The sequence below is a fragment of the [Mannheimia] succiniciproducens MBEL55E genome (assembly GCF_000007745.1).
GTDB lineage: Bacteria > Pseudomonadota > Gammaproteobacteria > Enterobacterales > Pasteurellaceae > Basfia > Basfia succiniciproducens.
On sequence record NC_006300.1, the window covers coordinates 2,137,929 to 2,158,629 of the forward strand.

At 44.4% G+C, this 20,701-nt stretch carries 21 protein-coding genes; 7 read left to right on the forward strand and 14 right to left on the reverse strand.

Going from position 1 to position 20,701, the window contains the following annotated elements; translation table 11 throughout:
* The first annotated feature begins 17 nt into the window (after positions 1-17).
* The 4 genes from slyD to rsmB all read left to right on the forward strand — a co-directional run bounded on the left by slyD (position 18) and on the right by rsmB (position 3,886).
* Complete coding sequence (gene slyD, locus MS_RS10015) at positions 18-695, forward strand: peptidylprolyl isomerase (RefSeq protein WP_011201350.1); 678 nt, start codon at positions 18-20, stop codon at positions 693-695.
* 238 nt (positions 696-933) lie between these two features.
* Positions 934-1,449 carry a peptide deformylase gene (gene def, locus MS_RS10020; RefSeq protein WP_011201352.1) on the forward strand — a complete coding sequence of 172 codons (516 nt, stop codon included), beginning with the start codon at positions 934-936 and terminating at the stop codon, positions 1,447-1,449.
* 71 nt (positions 1,450-1,520) lie between these two features.
* Positions 1,521-2,474, forward strand: coding sequence for a methionyl-tRNA formyltransferase (fmt, locus tag MS_RS10025; RefSeq protein WP_041640080.1), 954 nt, complete (start codon positions 1,521-1,523; stop codon positions 2,472-2,474).
* Positions 2,474-3,886, forward strand: coding sequence for a 16S rRNA (cytosine(967)-C(5))-methyltransferase RsmB (gene rsmB / locus MS_RS10030; protein WP_011201354.1), 1,413 nt, complete (start codon positions 2,474-2,476; stop codon positions 3,884-3,886). The genes fmt and rsmB overlap by 1 nt, the downstream gene beginning before the upstream one ends.
* Before the next feature lie 49 nt (positions 3,887-3,935).
* On the opposite strand, the gene nagA is transcribed toward rsmB, so the two are convergent.
* The 4 genes from nagA to MS_RS10050 form a co-directional block, all read right to left on the reverse strand.
* Entirely contained in the window at positions 3,936-5,078 is a 1,143-nt protein-coding gene (nagA, locus tag MS_RS10035) for an N-acetylglucosamine-6-phosphate deacetylase (RefSeq protein ID WP_011201355.1), read from the reverse strand.
* A 52-nt stretch (positions 5,079-5,130) separates the two neighbouring features.
* A complete protein-coding gene (gene nagB, locus MS_RS10040; protein WP_011201356.1) occupies positions 5,131-5,934 on the reverse strand; it encodes a glucosamine-6-phosphate deaminase in 804 nt (267 codons plus the stop codon).
* A gap of 139 nt (positions 5,935-6,073) precedes the next feature.
* A complete protein-coding gene (gene nanQ, locus MS_RS10045) occupies positions 6,074-6,541 on the reverse strand; it encodes an N-acetylneuraminate anomerase (RefSeq protein ID WP_011201357.1) in 468 nt (155 codons plus the stop codon).
* 89 nt (positions 6,542-6,630) lie between these two features.
* Positions 6,631-8,946 carry a Tex family protein gene (locus MS_RS10050; RefSeq protein WP_011201358.1) on the reverse strand — a complete coding sequence of 772 codons (2,316 nt, stop codon included), beginning with the start codon at positions 8,944-8,946 and terminating at the stop codon, positions 6,631-6,633.
* A gap of 123 nt (positions 8,947-9,069) precedes the next feature.
* Here MS_RS10050 and greB point away from each other — a divergent pair, with 123 nt between their 5' ends.
* Complete coding sequence (greB, locus tag MS_RS10055) at positions 9,070-9,546, forward strand: transcription elongation factor GreB (RefSeq protein WP_011201359.1); 477 nt, start codon at positions 9,070-9,072, stop codon at positions 9,544-9,546.
* Between the two features lie 84 nt (positions 9,547-9,630).
* On the opposite strand, the gene MS_RS10060 is transcribed toward greB, so the two are convergent.
* Positions 9,631-9,996: a glycine zipper 2TM domain-containing protein gene (locus tag MS_RS10060; protein ID WP_011201360.1), complete on the reverse strand. Its 366-nt coding sequence runs from the start codon at positions 9,994-9,996 to the stop codon at positions 9,631-9,633.
* Between the two features lie 38 nt (positions 9,997-10,034).
* Positions 10,035-10,244: a glycine zipper 2TM domain-containing protein gene (locus tag MS_RS10065; RefSeq protein WP_011201361.1), complete on the reverse strand. Its 210-nt coding sequence runs from the start codon at positions 10,242-10,244 to the stop codon at positions 10,035-10,037.
* A gap of 135 nt (positions 10,245-10,379) precedes the next feature.
* Between MS_RS10065 and MS_RS10070 the strand changes: the two genes are divergently transcribed.
* Positions 10,380-10,892, forward strand: a complete 513-nt coding sequence (locus MS_RS10070) for a TetR/AcrR family transcriptional regulator (protein ID WP_011201362.1) — start codon at positions 10,380-10,382, stop codon at positions 10,890-10,892.
* A 597-nt stretch (positions 10,893-11,489) separates the two neighbouring features.
* Here the strand turns inward: MS_RS10070 and cysE are convergent.
* The 4 genes from cysE to MS_RS10090 form a co-directional block, all read right to left on the reverse strand.
* Positions 11,490-12,287 (reverse strand): serine O-acetyltransferase, encoded by a 798-nt coding sequence (gene cysE / locus MS_RS10075; RefSeq protein WP_011201363.1) that lies wholly within the window; start codon positions 12,285-12,287, stop codon positions 11,490-11,492.
* Between the two features lie 21 nt (positions 12,288-12,308).
* The gene (gene gpsA, locus MS_RS10080; RefSeq protein WP_011201364.1) at positions 12,309-13,316 is read right to left on the reverse strand and encodes an NAD(P)H-dependent glycerol-3-phosphate dehydrogenase; all 1,008 of its coding nucleotides are present in this window, start codon (positions 13,314-13,316) and stop codon (positions 12,309-12,311) included.
* 95 nt (positions 13,317-13,411) lie between these two features.
* Positions 13,412-13,921, reverse strand: a complete 510-nt coding sequence (secB, locus tag MS_RS10085; protein ID WP_011201365.1) for a protein-export chaperone SecB — start codon at positions 13,919-13,921, stop codon at positions 13,412-13,414.
* An 11-nt stretch (positions 13,922-13,932) separates the two neighbouring features.
* Entirely contained in the window at positions 13,933-14,370 is a 438-nt protein-coding gene (locus MS_RS10090) for a rhodanese-like domain-containing protein (protein ID WP_011201366.1), read from the reverse strand.
* Between the two features lie 250 nt (positions 14,371-14,620).
* Between MS_RS10090 and MS_RS10095 the strand changes: the two genes are divergently transcribed.
* The gene (locus tag MS_RS10095; protein WP_011201367.1) at positions 14,621-15,943 is read left to right on the forward strand and encodes an anaerobic C4-dicarboxylate transporter; all 1,323 of its coding nucleotides are present in this window, start codon (positions 14,621-14,623) and stop codon (positions 15,941-15,943) included.
* A gap of 145 nt (positions 15,944-16,088) precedes the next feature.
* Here the strand turns inward: MS_RS10095 and ilvA are convergent, their stop codons facing one another.
* The 4 genes from ilvA to ilvM form a co-directional block, all read right to left on the reverse strand.
* A complete protein-coding gene (gene ilvA / locus MS_RS10100; protein WP_011201369.1) occupies positions 16,089-17,627 on the reverse strand; it encodes a threonine ammonia-lyase, biosynthetic in 1,539 nt (512 codons plus the stop codon).
* A gap of 84 nt (positions 17,628-17,711) precedes the next feature.
* A complete protein-coding gene (gene ilvD, locus MS_RS10105; protein ID WP_041640081.1) occupies positions 17,712-19,547 on the reverse strand; it encodes a dihydroxy-acid dehydratase in 1,836 nt (611 codons plus the stop codon).
* 273 nt (positions 19,548-19,820) lie between these two features.
* A complete protein-coding gene (locus tag MS_RS10110; RefSeq protein WP_011201372.1) occupies positions 19,821-20,351 on the reverse strand; it encodes an inorganic diphosphatase in 531 nt (176 codons plus the stop codon).
* A gap of 94 nt (positions 20,352-20,445) precedes the next feature.
* Positions 20,446-20,688: an acetolactate synthase 2 small subunit gene (gene ilvM, locus MS_RS10115; protein ID WP_041640082.1), complete on the reverse strand. Its 243-nt coding sequence runs from the start codon at positions 20,686-20,688 to the stop codon at positions 20,446-20,448.
* Positions 20,689-20,701 lie beyond the last annotated feature (13 nt).

Here is a 20,701-nt window from a genome sequence, read left to right on the forward strand (position 1 = left end):
CATAAAATGAGGTCAAAATGAAAGTTGCTAAGAATATTGTTGTAGGCATTGCTTACCAGGTTCGCACGGAAGACGGCGTATTAGTAGATGAAGCGCCAACCAACCAACCTTTAGAATATTTACAAGGTCACAACAATTTAGTTATCGGCTTAGAAAACGCATTGGAAGGCAAAGCGGTCGGCGATAAATTTGAAGTACGCGTAAAACCGGAAGAAGGTTACGGCGAATACAATGAAAATATGGTACAACGCGTCCCGAAAGACGTATTTGTAGGGGTTGACGAATTAGCGGTAGGCATGCGTTTTATCGCCGATACGGACATGGGTCCGTTGCCTGTGGTTATCACCGAAGTCAGTGAAAATGATGTGGTTGTTGACGGCAACCATATGTTAGCCGGTCAGGAATTATTATTCACCGTAGAAGTTGTTTCCGCCCGTGAAGCGACACCGGAAGAAATCGCTCACGGTCATATCCATTCTGGCGATCATGATCACGGTCATGGCGGCTGCGGTTGCGGCGGTCACGGTCATGAGCACGATCACGACCATAGTCACGGTGGTTGCGGCTGCGGCGGTCACGGTCATCATCATGATCACGGCCATGATCACCATCACGGCGAAGGCTGTTGCGGCGGACATGGCAAAAAAGAAGGTCATGGTCACGGCAACTGCGGTTGTGGCGGACACGGTCACTAATCTTTTTAGTGTTTGCAATCCTTGAAAGGATTGTTCCGCTTCGGATTGGCAACGCCAACATTAAAAAAATGCTGTTTTATGACCGCACTTTGTATTGCGAATCAAAGTGCGGTCTCTTTTTGTAAATTTTTCCTATTAATGCAATTCTGCAAAACCATATAATTTTAGTTAAAAAATCATGAAAAAGTCTGTAAAATAGCCGAATTCAATGCTAACAATTTTATAACAAAGAGAGACTATGAGCGTATTAAACGTACTTATTTATCCGGATGAGCGCTTAAAAACCATCGCCGAACCCGTTACCGAATTCAATGACGAATTACAGACTTTCATTGACGATATGTTTGAAACCATGTATCAGGAAGAAGGAATTGGTCTGGCGGCGACGCAGGTTGACGTACATAAACGGGTTATCACCATTGATATCACCGGAGAAAAAACCGAACAATTGGTGTTAATCAATCCCGAATTACTTGACGGAGAAGGGGAAACAGGTATCGAAGAAGGTTGTTTATCCCTGCCCGGCTTGCGCGGTTTCGTGCCCCGCAAAGAAAAAGTAACGGTAAAAGCGCTAAACCGCCAAGGTGAAGAATTTACCCTTCATGCGGACGGCTTGTTGGCAATTTGCATTCAGCACGAAATAGATCACTTAAACGGTATTGTCTTCGCCGATTATTTATCGCCGCTGAAACGCAACCGTATGAAAGAAAAATTAGTGAAACTGCAAAAACAGATTTCACGCCATCAAGCTTAATTATCCCAAAGGCTTCCGATTTTGAAGGAAGCCATTTCATTTTCAGACCGTTTTTAACGTAGAACATTATGATGAAACCGCTAAAAATTATATTCGCCGGCACACCGGATTTCGCCGCCCAACATTTACAGGCTTTACTTAATTCACATCATCAGGTGATTGCGGTTTATACGCAGCCGGACAAACCCGCCGGACGCGGTAAAAAACTGCAGGCAAGTCCGGTAAAACAACTTGCCGAGCAATATAACATTCCCGTTTATCAGCCGAAATCACTGCGCAAAGAAGAGGCGCAAGCTCAGTTTGCGCAACTGCAGGCGGATGTGATGGTAGTGGTTGCTTACGGCTTGATTCTGCCGAAAGCGGTGTTGGAAATGCCGCGTTTAGGTTGCCTGAACGTACATGGTTCCATTCTTCCCCGCTGGCGCGGAGCCGCGCCTATTCAGCGGGCTATTTGGGCGGGCGACAAACAAACCGGCGTGACCATTATGCAAATGGACGAAGGTTTGGATACCGGCGATATGTTACACAAAGTTTATTGCGATATCACGGCGGAGGAAACGTCCGCAAGCCTTTACCATAAACTTGCAACCCTCGCGCCGCCGGCTTTAATTGACGTATTGGACGAGTTGGAAAGCGGAAAGTTTATCGCCGAAAAACAAGAAGATTCAAAATCCAATTACGCGGAAAAACTGTCGAAGGAAGAGGCAAAACTGGATTGGTCGCTTTCCGCCGCACAACTTGAACGTAATATCCGCGCATTTAATCCCGCACCGGTGGCATTTCTTACCGTGCCGGTAAATGAAGCGGAAGAACGGATTAAGGTTTACCGGGCGGAAGTTCTCCCTCATCAAAACAGTGCTGCCGGCACAGTGCTGGCTTTCGATAAAAAAGGCTTACGAATCGCCACGGCGGAAGGCGTACTGAACATTCAGCAACTTCAACCTTCCGGTAAAAAACCCATGTCCGTGCAAGACTTTTTAAACGGTCGTGCCGATTGGTTCGTCTTAGGTCAGGTGCTTAACTAATGAAAAATTCAGCAAAAACGACCGCACTTTTAAGCCCGAAAAAAGCATTCAAACGCCCTCAAACTCCGGCACATAAAAAAATACAATCCGTACGCGCTTTAAGCGCGCGGATTATTTTGCAGGTATTGGATCAGGGTAAATCGCTCTCGGCATTAATTCCCGAATTGCAATCACAGGTAAAAGCACAGGATTTACCGCTTTTGCAGGAAATCTGTTTCGGTGTTTGTCGGGTACTGCCCCGCTTGGAACAAATTATTAAAAAGCTGGTCGATAAACCTTTAAAAGGTAAAACTCGCATCGTACATTGCCTGCTATTGGTCGGGTTATATCAAATTCTTTATACCAGAATTCCTGCTCACGCCGCAGTTGATGAAGTGGTTAATGCGACCTCGGCGTTAAAGTCGGAGAATTTCCGCGGTTTAGTTAACGGAGTATTGCGCCGTTTTCTGCGCGAACAACAGGAAATTCTGGCGGTTGTCGATAAAAACTGGCAAACCCTTCACCCGGAATGGTTTGTCAACAAATTGAAAAAAGCTTATCCGAACTGGCGTGAAATTATAGAAGCGAATAATCAAAAACCGCCGATGTGGATTCGGGTCAATCAACAACTTTGTACGACGGAAAACTACCGCACTTTATTATTAACCGAGCAAGAGCTGGATTCCTTTAAGGACGAAAACCCTAATGCATTACGCCTGGCACAACCTACGGCAGTACAAAACCTGCCTCATTTTACCGAAGGCTGGGTAACGGTTCAGGACGTACACGCGCAATGGTCCGCTCTTTTGCTGGAAGCTAAAAACGGCGATCTCATTCTTGACGCCTGCGCGGCGCCCGGCGGAAAAACCACCCATATATTGGAACTGGCGCCGCAGGCAAAAGTAATTGCGCTGGATGTGGAACAAAGCCGTTTGAACCGCGTAGCGGAAAATCTTGCCCGCTTAAATCAACAAGCGGTACTGATTTGCGGCGACGCCACCAAACCGGATGATTGGCTCCCAAATGCTGCCGAACGGCTTATAGGCAAAAAAACCGATCTGCAATTCGACCGTATTTTACTTGATGCGCCATGTTCGGCTACGGGAGTGATTCGTCGCCATCCGGATATAAAATGGTTGCGTCAGGAGCAAGATATTGGTCAGTTAGCGGCATTACAGCAACAAATTCTGACCGCACTTTGGAAAAAATTGAAACCAAACGGCATATTGTTATATGCGACCTGTTCATTGCTGCCGCAGGAAAACAGCGAACAAATCCGAACTTTCTTAGCTAACACGCCAGATGCGAAATTAGAACCGCTACCCTTTGCTACACAGGAAAATGAAATCGGTAAACAGTTTATTCCGAGCGAATTTTCAGGTGACGGCTTCTACTACGCAAAACTAAGAAAAACCGATAAAAAGGGCGGTTGATACGTTAAAAAGCCTGTAACCGTTTATAGGTTACAGGCTTTTTAATAGATTAAGCAAATTTCCACTCACCGTTTACCGACGTACCCACAATATCAAAATTGTGAGTAAATGCGGTTAAATTAGCGATTTTCCCCGCTTCAATAGAGCCTAAACGGTCGTCTACCTTCATGGCTTTTGCCGGGTAATAATTACACATGCGTAAGGTTTCTTCTAACGGGATACCCACTTGTTCCACCGCATTTCTGATTGATTCAATCATAGTAACCGCCGAACCGCCAAGCGTACCGTTTGCCTCATAGCATTTACCATTGCGCACATAAACGGTTTTCCCCACAAACGTAAATTGCTCGATATCGGCGCCTGCCGCTGCGGTAGCATCGGTCACCAAACAAAGTTTGTCGCCTTTTGCCCGTTTAGCAATCAAAATATTGCCGAACGCTACGTGCAAACCGTCGGCAATAATGCCGCTGTAAACTTCGTCGGAATCCAACACCGCGCCGACTACGCCCATAGCACGCCCGGAACTTACCGGTGACATGGCGTTATGTAAATGAGTGGCAAAACTTGCGCCTTGAGCAAACGCCCGTTTCGCCTGTTCATAAGTGCCGTTGGAATGCCCTACGGAAACAATAATGCCTTTTTCTACAAATTCGCCGGCATATTGCATGGCCGGGTTTTCCGCCGCAATAGTGATTTTACTGATAACATCGGCGTTATCCAGCAAAAATGCTTTCATTTCAGGGCTGATTTCACGGATATATTCCTCGCGGTGTACCCCTTTTTTCTCCACGCTTAAATAAGGGCCTTCCAAATGCAATCCGAGCGCCTGGTTTTTATGTTTCGCTAAATAATCTCGCATAATTTTGACCGCACTTTTCATATCTTCATCCGGGGATGTAATAAAGGTCGGCAAATAGCTGGTGGTGCCTGATTTTAAATTGGTCTCCTGCATAATTTCCAGGGTTTTGACACTGATGTCTTCGTTAAACATCACACCGCCGCAGCCGTTAAGTTGCAAATCAATAAAACCGGCGGTTAAATTACTGCCTTTTAAATTGATCCGTTGGATTTCCGGTATCAATTCTCTTTCAGGTAATACGGCTTGAATTTTATCTTTCTCAACAATCACGGCATGCTCGTAAAGCACGTTTTTTGCCGTATAAATCACACAATTTGTTAACGCATATTTCATTTTATATCTCTTTCCTCAATGAAAAAGGACGCGTTAATTTGCGTCCTGATATTTAAATCACCGAATGGATGGCATAAGCTTCCAGCTCTGTAAAATATTTCACCGTTTTCACTTTCAGCTCTTGGGTAGCGGGTTCATCACAAACTACAATACTATGACGATGTAATTGTAAAGCGCTTACCGTCCATAAGTGATTCACAGCCCCTTCTACGCAGGCCTGTAATGCCAGCGCTTTTTGATGCCCCGTAATCAGCAACATGACTTCTTCCGCATCAAGCAAGGTGGCGACACCAATAGTTAAGGCATATTTCGGCACTTGACTCACATCATTATTAAAGAAACGCGAATTGGCTATTAAAGTATCCGGCGTTAAGGTTTTAATTCTGGTGCGGGAACTTAAGGAAGAAGCGGGTTCATTAAAGGCAATATGCCCGTCCACACCGACACCGCCCATAAACAGATTAATTTTACCGTAAGATTTGATTTTTTCTTCATAACGACGGCATTCCGCATCATGATCCGGCGTATTGCCGTCTAAAATATTAATGTTCTTTTCCGGAATATCCACATGATTAAAAAAATTATTATACATAAACGAATGATAGCTTTGCGGGTGCTCTTTCGGCAAACCCACATATTCATCCATATTAAAGGTAACCACATGTTTAAAACTGACTTTACCTGCCTGATATAATTTAATTAATTCCCGATAAGTTTTTAACGGCGTACCGCCTGTGGGCAAACCCAGCACAAAGGGGTGATCCTCAGTGGGATTAAAAGCATTAATCCGATCAACAATATGTTGAGCCGACCATTTTGCCACCTGTTCATCGTTTTTTAAAGGAATTAAACGCATTATATTCTCCTAAATTCAATACAAATAATCCAAAACCGGTCCCGCTTGCAAAATAACGGGCAGAAAAGAAAATCCGGCATTTCGCAAAAACTATCCTGCAATGCATTCTTTCATTTTTAAGCGTGAAAAATAAATGAAATTACAGTAACGCCACGGGTACTTTAACCACTAATTTTTTAAGTTCAGCCTGACCGTTCACATTGCAACACGGTTTGTGCTGTTCGTACGGATAGAACACTACAAATTGATTCGGGCGCACAACAATCCAGTTTTTATCTGCAATTTCAGCTGCGGTTAGTTGATAATCCTCTTCTTGGTGATATTCCTCGTATTTCTCCAGAGCAGGCTCTGTCACACTGTATTCCATGCCGTCCAAACCGGAAATAACCAGCTGGATATCAATATATCTGTGGTGTAGTTCGGATTTTTTATTTTCCGCCGCATCACTGGTTGGTGTCATCACATTCATAAAAATATTTTCATTAATTTCATGACGACCATTTTCCAATGCGGATAAATCCAGCGTTTTTAAATAATCGCAGACATCCGCTAACACTTTAGGTAAATCCCGTTGATAGTCATTTCGGTTAAGATCACCAATATACATAATATTTTCCTTATTAAATTTGAGTTATTCGCCAACGAGCCGATTCGCCCGATCCCTATTATAGTTCTGATAAATCTTATCTTCTTCTATTATTTCTTCCACCCTTTCAACGCATCGGCAAAGACGTTATTGGCAAACTGATTGCGTTGTGGTTGCCGGTTATCCCGACGGTTGCGATCCTGTCCGGATTTTGTTGATAAAGTGCGGTCGGATTTTTCCGAATTTTTGACCGCACTTTCGTCTAAACGCATGGTTAACGCAATACGGCGGCGGGCTACATCCACCTCAAGTACTTTGACTTTTACCACATCGCCGGTTTTCACTACCTGGTGCGGGTCTTCCACAAATTTATCGCTCAATGAAGAAATATGGACTAAGCCGTCCTGATGAACGCCGATATCCACAAAGGCGCCGAAGTTGGTTACGTTAGTGATAGTGCCTTCCAGAATCATACCGGCTTTCAAATCGGTAATCTCTTCAACGCCTTCCATAAAGGTCGCCGTTTTAAATTCGCCGCGGGGATCCCGCCCCGGTTTTTCCAATTCTTTGAAGATGTCCTGCACGGTCGGCAAACCGAATTTTTCATTAGTAAATTGCGTTGCATCAAGACGGCGAAGGGCGTTTGAATTACCCATTAAATCCCGAATGGATTGTTCCGTAACCTGTAGGATATTTTCCACTACCGCATAAGTTTCCGGGTGAACCCCTGAGGCATCCAACGGATTTTTCCCGTTAAGAATACGCATAAATCCCGCACATTGTTCAAAGGCTTTCGGTCCTAAACGCGGAACGCTTAGTAGTTGCTGACGGCTTTCAAAACATCCGTTTTCATCACGATAGGCAACGATATTTTGCGCCAGCACTTTCGTCATCCCCGCCACGCGTGTGAGTAACGGCGCGGAAGCGGTGTTAAGATCCACGCCGACCGCATTCACACAGTCTTCCACCACCGCATCCAGTTTACGGGCTAACTGAGATTGGTTGACGTCATGTTGATATTGACCCACACCAATGGCTTTCGGTTCAATTTTTACCAACTCCGCCAACGGGTCTTGCAAACGGCGGGCAATAGACACCGCACCGCGCAATGACACGTCTAACTCGGGGAATTCCGCGGCGGCAAATTCGGAAGCGGAGTAAACGGATGCCCCCGCTTCGCTCACAACAACGGTTTGCGCAGACCAATCCGTCGATTGCTTAATCACCTCTTTGGCAAAACGCTCGGTTTCACGGGAAGCAGTACCGTTGCCGATAGCAATCAACTCGGCATGATATTTTTTGCCTAATTGATAAAGGGAAACCATTGCCTCATTCATTCTGCCGGTATGGGGGTAAATTGTATCCGTTGCCAATAATTTGCCGGTACTATCCACAACCGCTACTTTCACCCCGGTACGCAAACCCGGGTCGAGACCGATTGTGGTTTTCGCACCGGCAGGCGCCGCCATTAAAAGTGCGGTTAAATTCCGGGCAAAAACATCAATGGCTTCATCTTCCGCTTTTTCACGCAATGAGCCCATTAAATCCGTTTCCAAATGCAGCGACACTTTAATTTTCCAGGTCCAGGCGATCACCTGCGCACGCCATTTATCCGCCGGCAATCCGGTCAGACGTACCGCTAAATGCTCGCGAATAATTTCCTCGCAATAACTGGAACGGGAACCTTCTTCCGCATCGGGATCCGCATTTAAACTTAACTGCAGAAAACCTTCGTTACGCCCGCGAAACATTGCTAACGCCCGGTGAGACGGCACATTTTTCAATAATTCCTGATGGTCAAAATAATCCTGAAATTTTGCACCGTCCGTTTCTTTTCCTTCAATAACTTTCGATACTAAAACGGCATTATGCTGTAAATATTGGCGGACTTTAGCCAATAATTGCGCATCTTCGGCAAAACGTTCCATTAAAATATAACGGGCGCCGTCTAGCGCGGCTTTTGTATCCGGCACGCCTTTATTCGCATCCACATAAGCAAGTGCGGCGCTTTCCGGCTCATGTTCCGGTTCCGACCACAATAAATCCGCCAACGGCTCAAGCCCCGCTTCAATGGCAATTTGCCCTTTTGTACGGCGTTTTGGTTTATAAGGCAGATACAAATCTTCCAATTCGTTTTTGCTTAACGTGGCATTAATTTTAGCGCGTAATTCATCGCTCAGTTTGCCTTGCTCGTCAATAGACTTCAAAATCGTCTGGCGGCGATCTTCAAGCTCTCTCAAATAGATTAAACGGGTTTCAAAATGACGCAACTGAGTATCGTCTAAGCCGCCTGTCACTTCTTTACGGTAACGGGCAATAAAAGGAATGGTATTACCTTCGTCCAATAATTGAACGGCGGCTAAAATTTGTTTCGGCTGAACGCTGAGTTCAGCGGCAATAACTTGACTGATTTGTTGGTTTAACATGGTAAATTCTATAACTTTCTTTTACTAAAAATTGTGCATAGCATACTGGTTTTAGGGATATGGCTCAAATATTTCTTAAAATTAGGATATAATTTGACCGCACTTTTTTGAGGAACTTGGATTATGGCAAAATCAAATTACATTACCCGAGCGGGCTGGAATGTGCTTGATCAGGAATTAAAATATTTATGGAAAGACGAGCGTCCGAAAGTCACACAAGCGGTTTCCGATGCCGCCGCCATGGGCGATCGCAGCGAAAATGCCGAGTATATTTACGGCAAACGCCGATTACGCGAAATCGACCGCAGAGTACGTTTTCTGTCCAAACGGCTGGAAGTCCTACAAATCGTCGATTACAACCCCAAACAGGAAGGCAAAGTGTTTTTTGGTGCCTGGATCGAACTGGAAAATGAAAGCGGCGAAATCAAACAATACCGTATTGTGGGTTGCGACGAATTCGATCCGGCAAAAAACTGGATTTCTATTGATTCGCCCGTCGCCAGAGCATTAATCGGCAAACAAATTGACGATGAAGTGCGGGTAGAAACACCGGCGGGTAAGGTTTTATTGTATGTGAATAACATATGGTATGAAAAATAAAGCGTAACACAGGTTTTATACGGATTTAAATTAACAAAAAAGCTATCGCCGAACGGTGATAGCTTTTCTTTATATCAATGAGCCTTAATGTCTGTGTCTTCTCATTTCCCGATAATCCGAGTGTTTTGGTTTATGATGAGCAAAATAACGCTCTTTTGGATGATGGCGACGATCCTCATAGCGTAATCTGTCGAAATCTCTATGATGGCGACGGTCTCCCACTCGATAATGATCATCCCGCTGTTTATTAGCATTCCATTGGCTACCTACCACGCCGCCAAGTGCGGCTCCCGCCACGGTGGAGGTGACATCGTTGCCTAATACGGCGCCCGCTACGCCGCCTAATGCCGCGCCCACAACGGTATCATGTTGCTGACGGTTTAACGCATAAGCGGAAACGGACGTTGTTAATAATGCAAGGATTAAGCCTTTAGCTAAAATTGATTTCATAAAACCACCTCTTATTTTACTAAAAGTAACCGTTATGCTTAACGATGTTTATTCCATTGGCTGCCCACTACACCGCCAAGTGCAGCGCCCGCCACGGTTGAGACGGTATTCCCGCCGATAATGTTTCCTGCTACACCGCCGATAACTGCGCCGGTGGCGGTATCACGTTGTTGACCGTGAAGTCCGCAAGCGGAAACTGAAGTTGCTAGTGCGCCGATTACAACCGCTTTTATAATTTTACTTGTCATTTTTTATTTCTCCGATTTTTATTTCGAAATTTAATGTTACACTTGTAACACCTCATGGTCGCTATTTTATGGAAACCGGTGACCTAGTCAATACACTTACCCTAAACTGAAACAATATGAGAGATTTGTAACAGTATGAAAAAAAATCTGAACTTTGTGGTAAAAGAGAGTATCACCGAAGCCTTATTGCGTTTAATGGCGAAAAAAAACTTCGATGAAATTAATATCACCGCAATTACCGAACTCGCCGGTGTAAGCCGCATTTCCTTTTACCGTAACTTTGATTCTAAAGAAGACGTACTGATTAAATATATGTACGTAAGAGCCAAAGAACTTTATAAACCCTTTGAAAGTCAAGATGTTAGCGTACGTGACAAATTAATCGGTATGTTCAAATCCATTGAGGGAATGGAAGATATTATCAATTTACTTTATGCACAAAATTTATCCCATATTTTTTTACAATATTTTAATTTTGTACGAGGCGCGAAACCCGAACAGGAAAATCTTGATGCCTATCAAAATTCTATTGTGGTGGGAGTTTGTTTTGGTGCGCTGGACGAATGGATTAAACGAGGCCGGCAGGAAACACCCGAACAAATGGTGGATTTATTGCAAAATGTGATTTGGGGCTTTGTGAAAGAATAGAATTCTTAATAAACCTTAAGAAATTATCGCTTAAAGGACATAAATTTAATTAAAAGTGCGGTCAAAATTTGGAAAATTTTAATTTTATTTTCTATTTTTCCCCAAAAAAATGGTAAAACTCATGCTATAACGCACATTTCCTATGCTTGCACCAAGTCATAGCTGTTCAGAACCTTTAATATTATAATTCTGCTCCCGTTCGCAGGAGAAAGTATTGTAGAAAGCAGGTGGTTGGGGATACAAACAATCATTTTTCGCTAAATTTTTGCAAAATTCACTTGTGATTTCCCCCTCCGCCTTACAGGCACCTCCCCCAGCTTCGTGGGGGAGGGAAAGTAACGTTTTCTATTTTCGCTCCCACCTTTACGGGGGGAGCTGTCACGAAGTGACTGAGGGGGGTATTTTCATGCAGGAGCCTCCCCCAGCTTTGAGAGAGAGAAAATAACGTTTCGCGCCTTCGCTGCTTGGCGCTACCATGTCATAACCCTCTGAGGTGACGCCGGCGCTTACGATTTCCGCATAAATGTAACGTTATTCTATTTCGCTCCCACCTTTACGGGGGGAGCTGTCACGAAGTGACTGAGGGGGGCATATTGACTAAATATTCAAAGCTTCCGCATCATCAATAAAATATTGGTTCATATCAAAAGCCGGTTTTGCACTGCGGTCTTTGCTGATAATCTTCGCCGGCACACCCGCTGCAGTGGCATATTCCGGTACGGGTTGCAAAACCACGGAATTAGCGCCGATTTTAGCGTATTTACCCACTTCAATATTACCTAAAATTTTCGCACCCGCACCAATCATCACGCCCTCGCGGATTTTCGGGTGGCGATCGCCGGATTCTTTCCCCGTACCGCCAAGGGTTACGCCCTGCAAAATAGATACGTCATTTTCAATTACTGCGGTTTCCCCCACCACAATGCCGGTGGCATGGTCAAACATAATGCCGCAACCCACACGCGCCGCCGGATGAATATCCACGTCAAACGCCACGGAAATCTGGTTTTGCAGATAAATGGCAAGCGATTTGCGGTTTTGTTGCCAAAGATGATGAGTAATACGATAACTCTGAATAGCATGAAAACCTTTTAAATAAAGTAACGGCGTCGCCCATAAGCCGACTGCAGGGTCACGTTGACGCACGGCATGAATGTCGCAAGCGGCGCTGTCGATAATACGCGGGTCGTCTTGATAAGTTTCTTCAATAATTTCACGCAAGGTAATTGCCGGCATGGTAGAGGTTGCCAATTTGTTGGCTAAAATATAACTCAATGCACCGCCTAAATTTTTATGTTTTAGAATAGTGGAATGGAAGAAGCTGGCTAGAACGGGCTCATGTTCAACAAGTTCTTTTGCTTCATTGCGGATATTATTCCAGACTTCACGTAACATTATTGTTCCTTAATCAGTAAATTATTCAACTTTGCTTTTACGTCCTAATAATGCGGTTGCCGCCTCCTTGGCATCTTTACCGCAAAATAGGACCTGATAAATTTGTTCCGTTATCGGCATTTCAATGCCTTGCTTCTGTGCCAGCATATAGGCTTCTTTGGTGTTGTAATAGCCTTCTACCACCTGGCCGATTTCATCCATTGCCGTTCGCGCATCCACACCTTGACCGAGCATCATACCGAAGCGACGGTTTCTTGATTGATTATCCGTGCAGGTTAATACCAAATCTCCAAGGCCGGACATACCCATAAACGTATTTACATTCGCCCCCAAGGATACGCCTAAACGGCTGATTTCCGCAATACCGCGGGTAATTAATGCGGTACGGGCGTTGGCGCCGAATCCCATGCCGTCCGACATACCCGCGCTAATGGCAATCACATTTTTAATTGCGCCGCCCAGTTGCACACCTACCATATCATTATTGATGTACACGCGAAAATGCTTGCTGCAATGAATTCTTGCTTGGAATTCTTTGGCAAATTGTTCGTTTTCCGCCGCCAGGGTAATCGCCGTTGGTAAACCTGCCGCAAGTTCTTTGGCAAAAGTCGGCCCAGATAACACGGCTAAAGGATATTGCGAACCCAATTCCTGCTCCACCAGATTTTGCAATAATCGTCCCGTGCCTCGTTCCAACCCTTTAGTCGCCCAAATAATACGGTGCCGGTTATGCAGAAACGGCTTAATTTGTTGAATCACTTCACCGAATACATGGCTTGGCACCACAATTAACAAATCTTTGGATTTTTCCACCGCACTTTTAAGATCGGATTCAACCCGTAAGGCTTCGGGAAAGGAAATATCGGGCAAAAAACGGGCATTTTGACGTTCTTGCGCCATTTGAGCGCAAGCCGTCGGGTTATGTCCCCATAAATAAGTGGGATAGCCGTTGCGGGATAGGGCAATTGCCAGGGCTGTTCCGTAAGAACCGGCGCCCAGAATTGTCACGGGAGAAGCCTGAATACTCATAAATTACCTCTGAAATGAAAATTATCAGCAAAACTGAAAAAATATTACAGCGATAAAAATAGCACGGACAAAATGCCCGTGCCATCAAGATAATATTAATGTTGCACTTCGGTCGAAGATTCGGCGTTTTGACTTTCTTGTTCCTGACGTTGTAAGAATTCCATAAACAACGCATCAAAGTTTACCGGAGAAAGATTTAATGCCGGGAACGTGCCGCGATTTACCAAGTTAGACACTAATTCGCGCGCATAAGGGAAAAGCATATTCGGACATTGAGAAGTTAAACAATGAGCCATTTGCATATCTTCCAAACCGCTAATGGTAAATACGCCCGCCTGTTTCACTTCGCATAAAAAGGCTAAATCACCGCTATCTTCCAAAGTGGTTTCAACGGAAATATTCAACACGACTTCGTATAAATCCTCACCTAACTGTTTTGCTTCCGTACTTAAATCAAAATTTAATTTCGGTTTCCATTCCTGTTGGAAAACATGAGGGAGATTAGGCGCTTCAAATGAAATGTCTTTCACATAAATGCGTTGAATTTGTAACACCGCTTGTTGTTCTTCTGTGGCTGTTGCCGGAGTTTGGTTTTCTTCTGCCATTGTGACAATCCTTATTTAACTAATGGTAAATTTTGCGATTTCCAGCCCATAATGCCTTCATTTAAGACATAAACATGAGCGAAGCCTTGTTTTGTTAAAAGCTGCGCCGATGAACGTGCAGTAAAACCGTTTGCACAAACTAAAATAACATGACGGTCTTTATGTTGTTCAAGCTTGCCGAGATTCCGGTTTTTGATATCGGTCGGAATAAACTCCAGACTACCTGCAATATGTCCGCGCTTAAACTCATCAATACTGCGTAAATCAATTACCACCGCATCTTCATTATTAATTAAGCTTGTCGCTTCGGCATTTGACAGGATTTTTACTTTACTGGTAAAGGATTTTACTAATTGAAAAATCACAATTACGAAAATTGCAACCCAGGCTGCAATTAAAAGGGTATGATTTTTGGCAAACTCGGTTGCCATCGGCATAAATTCTTCCATTTCACTCTCGAAAATAAGTAATCAAAAATAGGGGTTAAGTATAACCGCAGTTTCTTGATCTTTCAAAGAAACTATTACAATTTAATTGATCTACATTATAGATATGACTACCTATTATTGGTATATTAACAAGCGATTTCAAAACAGCGTTAATGTTTTGTTTTTTCTGCTAGAAATCACTGTGTTGACACAGACGGAAGTGTTAAAAATACTTCTTAATAAAAAATTAAAAATAATTTAGGAGACAAATATGTCTGCAATGTTTCTTATTCAATTTGCCATAGTTTTACTATGTATCTTGATGGGTGCCCGTGCCGGCGGTATCGGTTTGGGTGTATTCGGCGGGTTAGGTTTGGCCATTTTATCCTTCGGATTCGGGCTGAAGCCGGCGGGCTTGCCAATCGACGTTATGTTTATGATCATGGCGGTAGTTTCCGCTGCAGCGGCAATGCAAGCGGCAGGCGGCTTGGACTATATGATCAAAATCGCAACCAATATTCTGCGCCGTAATCCGAAATATATTACCTTTATGGCGCCGGCGGTAACTTGGTTGTTCACTTTTCTTGCGGGTACCGGCCATGTTGCCTATTCCGTATTACCGGTTATCGCCGAAGTGGCCCGCCACAACGGCGTACGCCCCGAACGTCCGCTTTCAATGGCGGTAATCGCCTCACAATTCGCTATTGTGGCAAGTCCGATTGCCGCAGCGGTTGTTGCCGTGGTCGCCTATCTCGAACCGCAAGGCATTACACTGGCGAACGTATTAAGCGTAACTATTCCTGCAACGTTGTTAGGGATTTTCTTAGCCTGTGTATTCGTTAATAAAATCGGCGTAGAACTAAAAGACGACCCTGAATATCAACGCCGTTTACAAGATCCGGAATACGTAAAAGCAAATCACGCCGACGTAAACATGGACGAAATTCAATTAAAACCGACTGCAAAATTATCCGTAGGTTTATTCCTGTTAGGTGCGTTATTAGTAGTTGTGATGGGTGCGTTACCGGAATTACGCCCTTCATTCGACGGCAAACCAATGGGTATGGCGCACACAATTGAAATCGTGATGCTAACTATAGGTGCATTGATCATTTTCACCTGTAAACCGGACGGTACCGAAATTACTCGCGGCTCCGTATTCCATGCCGGTATGCGTGCGGTAATCGCTATTTTCGGTATTGCATGGTTAGGCGATACATTAATGCAAGCGCATATGGACGAAGTGAAAGGAATGGTTTCCGGTTTGGTTGAAACCGCGCCTTGGGCATTCGCATTAGCGTTATTTATCTTATCAATCTTAGTAAACAGCCAAGGTGCGACAGTTGCAACCTTGTTCCCGCTAGGTATTGCGCTAGGTATTCCTGCGCCGATTTTAATCGGTGTATTTGTTGCGGTAAACGGTTACTTCTTCATCCCGAACTATGGTCCGATCATTGCATCAATCGACTTTGATACTACAGGTACAACGCGAATCGGTAAATTCATCTTTAACCACAGCTTCATGCTTCCAGGTTTATTAAGCATGGCGTTCAGCTTAGGTTTTGGTTTGTTATTCGCCAATATGTTCCTATAACTACATAAATAAATGTAAAGCGGTGCTTTTAGCGCCGCTTTTTTTTACGCCCGAATCAAAGTGTACACAAAAAAGTGCGGTAAAAAATTTCCGAAATTTTTACCGCACTTTTTAATGTAACTCTATTAATAAGTCTGCCGGTTATCTATCCTAAGAAATACCGATAAGACGGGCTGTCGGTAACATCCTGATAAGCATAGCCTAATTTTTCCAAATGTTGTTTAAATGCCGGTAAATCCGCGTCATTAATTTGGAAACCTGCCAACACATCGCCGTAATCCGCACCGTGTCCGCGGTAATGGAACAGGGAAATATTCGCATCCGTGGTGCCGAGGGTTTCCAGGAACTTCAGCAATGCGCCTTTTTGTTCCGGAAATTCAAAGCTATATAGACGTTCGTTTAAATCACTGGATGAGCGGCCGCCGACCATATAACGAATATGAGTTTTAGCAATATCGTCGTCAGACAAATCCTGCACGTCATACCCGCCCTGTTTTAATTGCTGGATAATAACTTGTTTTTCCTGTTCGCCGGTAATGCGCACACCGACAAAAATACAAGCCTGTTTTTCATCAGCATAGCGATAGTTGAATTCCGTCACCGCATTTTGTCCTAAAATCTGACAGAATTTTAAGAAGCTGCCCCGTTGTTCCGGAATCGTTACCGCAAATAAGGCTTCATGTTTTTCACCGATTTCACAACGTTCGGAAACATAACGCAGCGTATGGAAATTTAAATTCGCGCCGGACAGCAGATTTACTAAGGTTTCGCCTTGCAAATTATGCTGTTTAGCATATTTTTTCAAGCCGGCGAGCGATAATGCGCCCGAAGGTTCCGGTACCGCACGAACGTTTTCAAACATATCTTTCATCGCCGCACAGATTTCATCACCATCCACCAGAATCACATCATCCACATATTGCTGACAAATGCGGAAAGTTTCGTCACCGATTCGTTTTACCGCCACACCGTCGGCAAAAAGTCCGACGCGTTCTAAATCAACGGGACGACCCGCTTTCAGTGCATAATATAAACAGGCGGAATCCTTCGCTTCTACGCCGATCACCTTAATTTCCGGCATTAATTGTTTAATCAGCACGGCAACGCCCGCAAGCAAACCGCCGCCACCTACCGGTACAAAAATGCGGTTGATGTGACCGTTTTGCTGCAATAATTCCATACCGATGGAGCCCTGCCCCGCAATCACCGCAGGATGATCAAAAGGCGGGATAAAGGTCATTTGCTCCGTTTGCGAAAGTTCAATCGCTTTGGCTTTGGCCTCATCGAAATTCGCGCCGTGTAAAAGTACTTCGCCGCCGTGTCCGCGTACCGCATCCACTTTAATGGAAGGCGTATTTTGCGGCATTACAATCAGCGCACGAATACCGGCATTTTTTGCCGAAAGGGCTACGCCTTGCGCGTGATTTCCCGCCGATGCGGTAATGACGCCGGCCTCTTTCTGCGCCTGGGTTAAACCTGAAATCATGGCGTAGGCGCCGCGTAATTTAAAGCTATGTACGGGTTGATGATCTTCACGTTTAACATAAATCCGATTGCCTAAACGTTCCGACAATTTCGGCATTAATTGCAACGGAGTAACTTTTGCCGCCTCATAAACTTTAGAAATTAAGATCGCTCTTAAATACTCCGCCCCGGTCGGGGCGTTCGATAAATTATTAACCATTCGTTACCACTTCTATATCTGATTTGCCAAATAAACAAAAAAACCAACAAAAAGTGCGGTCTTTTTTACCGCACTTTTTAATGATTAGAGTTTTGTTTTATCGCGCACGGCGCCTTTATCCGCGGAAGTTGCAAAATGGCCGAATACTTTCAAAGCAAATGACACTTCACGCGCGCGATTTGCCGGTTTCCAGCCTTTCACATCCTGTTCTGCTCGACGGGTTGCAAGTTCCTCATCGGAAACCTGTAACTGAATTGAGCGATTCGGAATGTCAATGGCGATAATATCACCGTTACGCACTAAACCGATTGTACCGCCGGATGCGGCTTCCGGTGAACAGTGTCCGATGGATAAACCCGAGGTACCGCCGGAAAAGCGACCGTCCGTTAATAACGCGCAGGCTTTACCTAATCCCATGGATTTTAAATAACTGGTCGGATAAAGCATTTCCTGCATACCCGGTCCGCCTTTCGGCCCTTCGTAACGAATCACGACCACGTGACCGGCTTTCACTTTTCCGCCTAAAATGCCGTCAACAGCATCTTCTTGGCTTTCAAACACAATGGCTTCGCCGGTGAATTTTAAAATGGATTCGTCAACACCCGCGGTTTTAACAATACAACCGTCCAAAGCGATATTGCCGGAAAGCATGGCTAAACCTCCGTCCTGACTGTAAGCATGGGCTTTATCACGGATACAGCCGTTTTCGCGGTCATCGTCTAAGGTTTCCCAACGGCAATCCTGAGAGAAAGCCTCGGTAGTGCGAATGCCCGCAGGCCCCGAACGATAGAAGGTTTTTACCGCTTCATCCCGGGTTAATTTAATATCATATTTCGCTAATTGTTCGGCAAAGGTTAAGCCTAATACGGTTTTCGTATCATGATGCAATAAATTTGCGCGATCCAATTCGCCGAGGATCGCCATCACACCGCCGGCACGATGCACGTCTTCCATATGATATTTATTGGTATTCGGCGCCACTTTGCTCAGGCAAGGCACAATGCGGGATAAACGGTCAATATCCGCCATGGTGAAATCAACTTCGGCTTCCTGAGCAACCGCTAATAAATGAAGTACCGTATTGGTTGAGCCGCCCATTGCAATATCCAGACTCATGGCGTTCTCAAATGCCGCTTTAGTGGCAATTGAACGAGGTAAAACGGAATAGTCATCCTGTTCGTAATGACGTTTGCAAAGCTCAACGATTTGTGTTGCAGCATCTAAGAATAATTGTTTGCGATCCGCATGAGTCGCCAAACAGGAGCCGTTGCCCGGCAGAGATAAACCAAGCGCTTCCGTTAAACAGTTCATAGAGTTAGCGGTAAACATACCGGAACATGAACCGCAGGTCGGACAAGCGGAACGTTCAATAGCATCCACATCGGAATCCGATACGTTTTTATCCGCACTTTGAATCATCGCGTCGATTAAATCCAATTTGATTAATTGATCCGAAAGCTTGGTTTTACCCGCTTCCATCGGGCCACCGGAAACAAAAATTGTCGGGATGTTCAAGCGCATTGCCGCCATTAACATCCCCGGAGTAATTTTGTCGCAGTTTGAAATGCACACCATCGCATCGGCGCAATGGGCATTGACCATATATTCTACCGAATCGGCGATCAAATCACGGCTAGGCAAAGAGTAAAGCATACCGCCGTGACCCATTGCGATACCGTCATCCACCGCAATAGTGTTGAATTCTTTGGCAACGCCGCCCGCGGCTTCGATTTGTTTTACCACCATTTGACCGATATCATGTAAATGCACATGACCCGGCACAAATTGAGTAAATGAGTTAACCACGGCAATAATCGGTTTACCGAAATCGCCTTCTTTCATTCCCGTTGCGCGCCACAATGAGCGGGCACCCGCCATATTACGACCTTGTGTGCTGGTCGCCGAACGTAGTTTTGGCATAAATATCTCCAAGTAAGTATTAGGGTTGTGTTTGTATCGCGTTATTTTAGCACATCCCCGTATAAATCATAAAAAGTGCGGTCAAAAAAGTTTATTTTTTGAAGGTTGGTTATGTCAACGGCTTCCTATGGGAAAATATCCGTATAATGATTACGAATATGTTCTAAAAATTCATATCTTTAAATTTAATTAGGCCGATAGCAAGCCTTTAATGCTACAGATAAAAATAAAGGCAATTCCAACGAATTGCCTTTAAAAAAACGGAAATCGGAATTATTGTTCGTTCCAACGTTTAATGGATTCGCGAATCACTTCTTTCGCTTCTTCTACATCGCCCCAGTGAGTTACTTTGGTTGAACCCGGTTTTTTCAATGCTTTGTAGTTATTGAAGTGGAATTCGATTTGTTTAATTAATTGTGCCGGTAAATCACTCAATGTGTTGTAAGCGTTACCCGTATCGCGGTCATCCGCCGGTACGCAAACGATTTTGTCGTCCACTTCGCCGTCATCAACAAATTTCATCACACCTATTACTTTTGCTTCAAGGAATACGCCGGTAGCTAAAGGTTGACGGGTAATTAATAACACGTCAAGTTCATCGCCGTCTTCATCTAAAGTTTGCGGGATAAAACCATAGTTAGTCGGTTTGGCAAAAATTGCCGGTTCTACACGGTCTAACTGGAATGCCGCAACTTTACGGTTCCATTCGATTTTATGGCAGCTGCCTTCCGGAATTTCATTTACTACGTTAATGATACCCGCATCAACATCACCCGGGGTTAAAATTTGGTTGAAATCAGCCATTGTATTTTCCTTTTTTATCTAGTGATAACTTATCAAAACGTCGAAAGTATAACAGTTTTTACTTGACTGTACAGGCTTTCCGCCGAAATTTCATTTATTCGTCGCATTCACATTCTTCATCGGTCGTAATATCGATGATATCTTCCAATTTCACTAACTGATGTACCAATAGACAAATATCTCGCTCGCCTTCCACCACAAAATCCAACCAGATTTTACCGTTTTCCAAATTCATTTTAAGCTTAATCACCGTAAAACCCCGGTGGCGAACAACACGCAAAATGCGTTCCAGAATTTCCGGGCGATGATGCGCCACGATAGTAAGTTCGTTAGTCATTGATTTTCTCCAA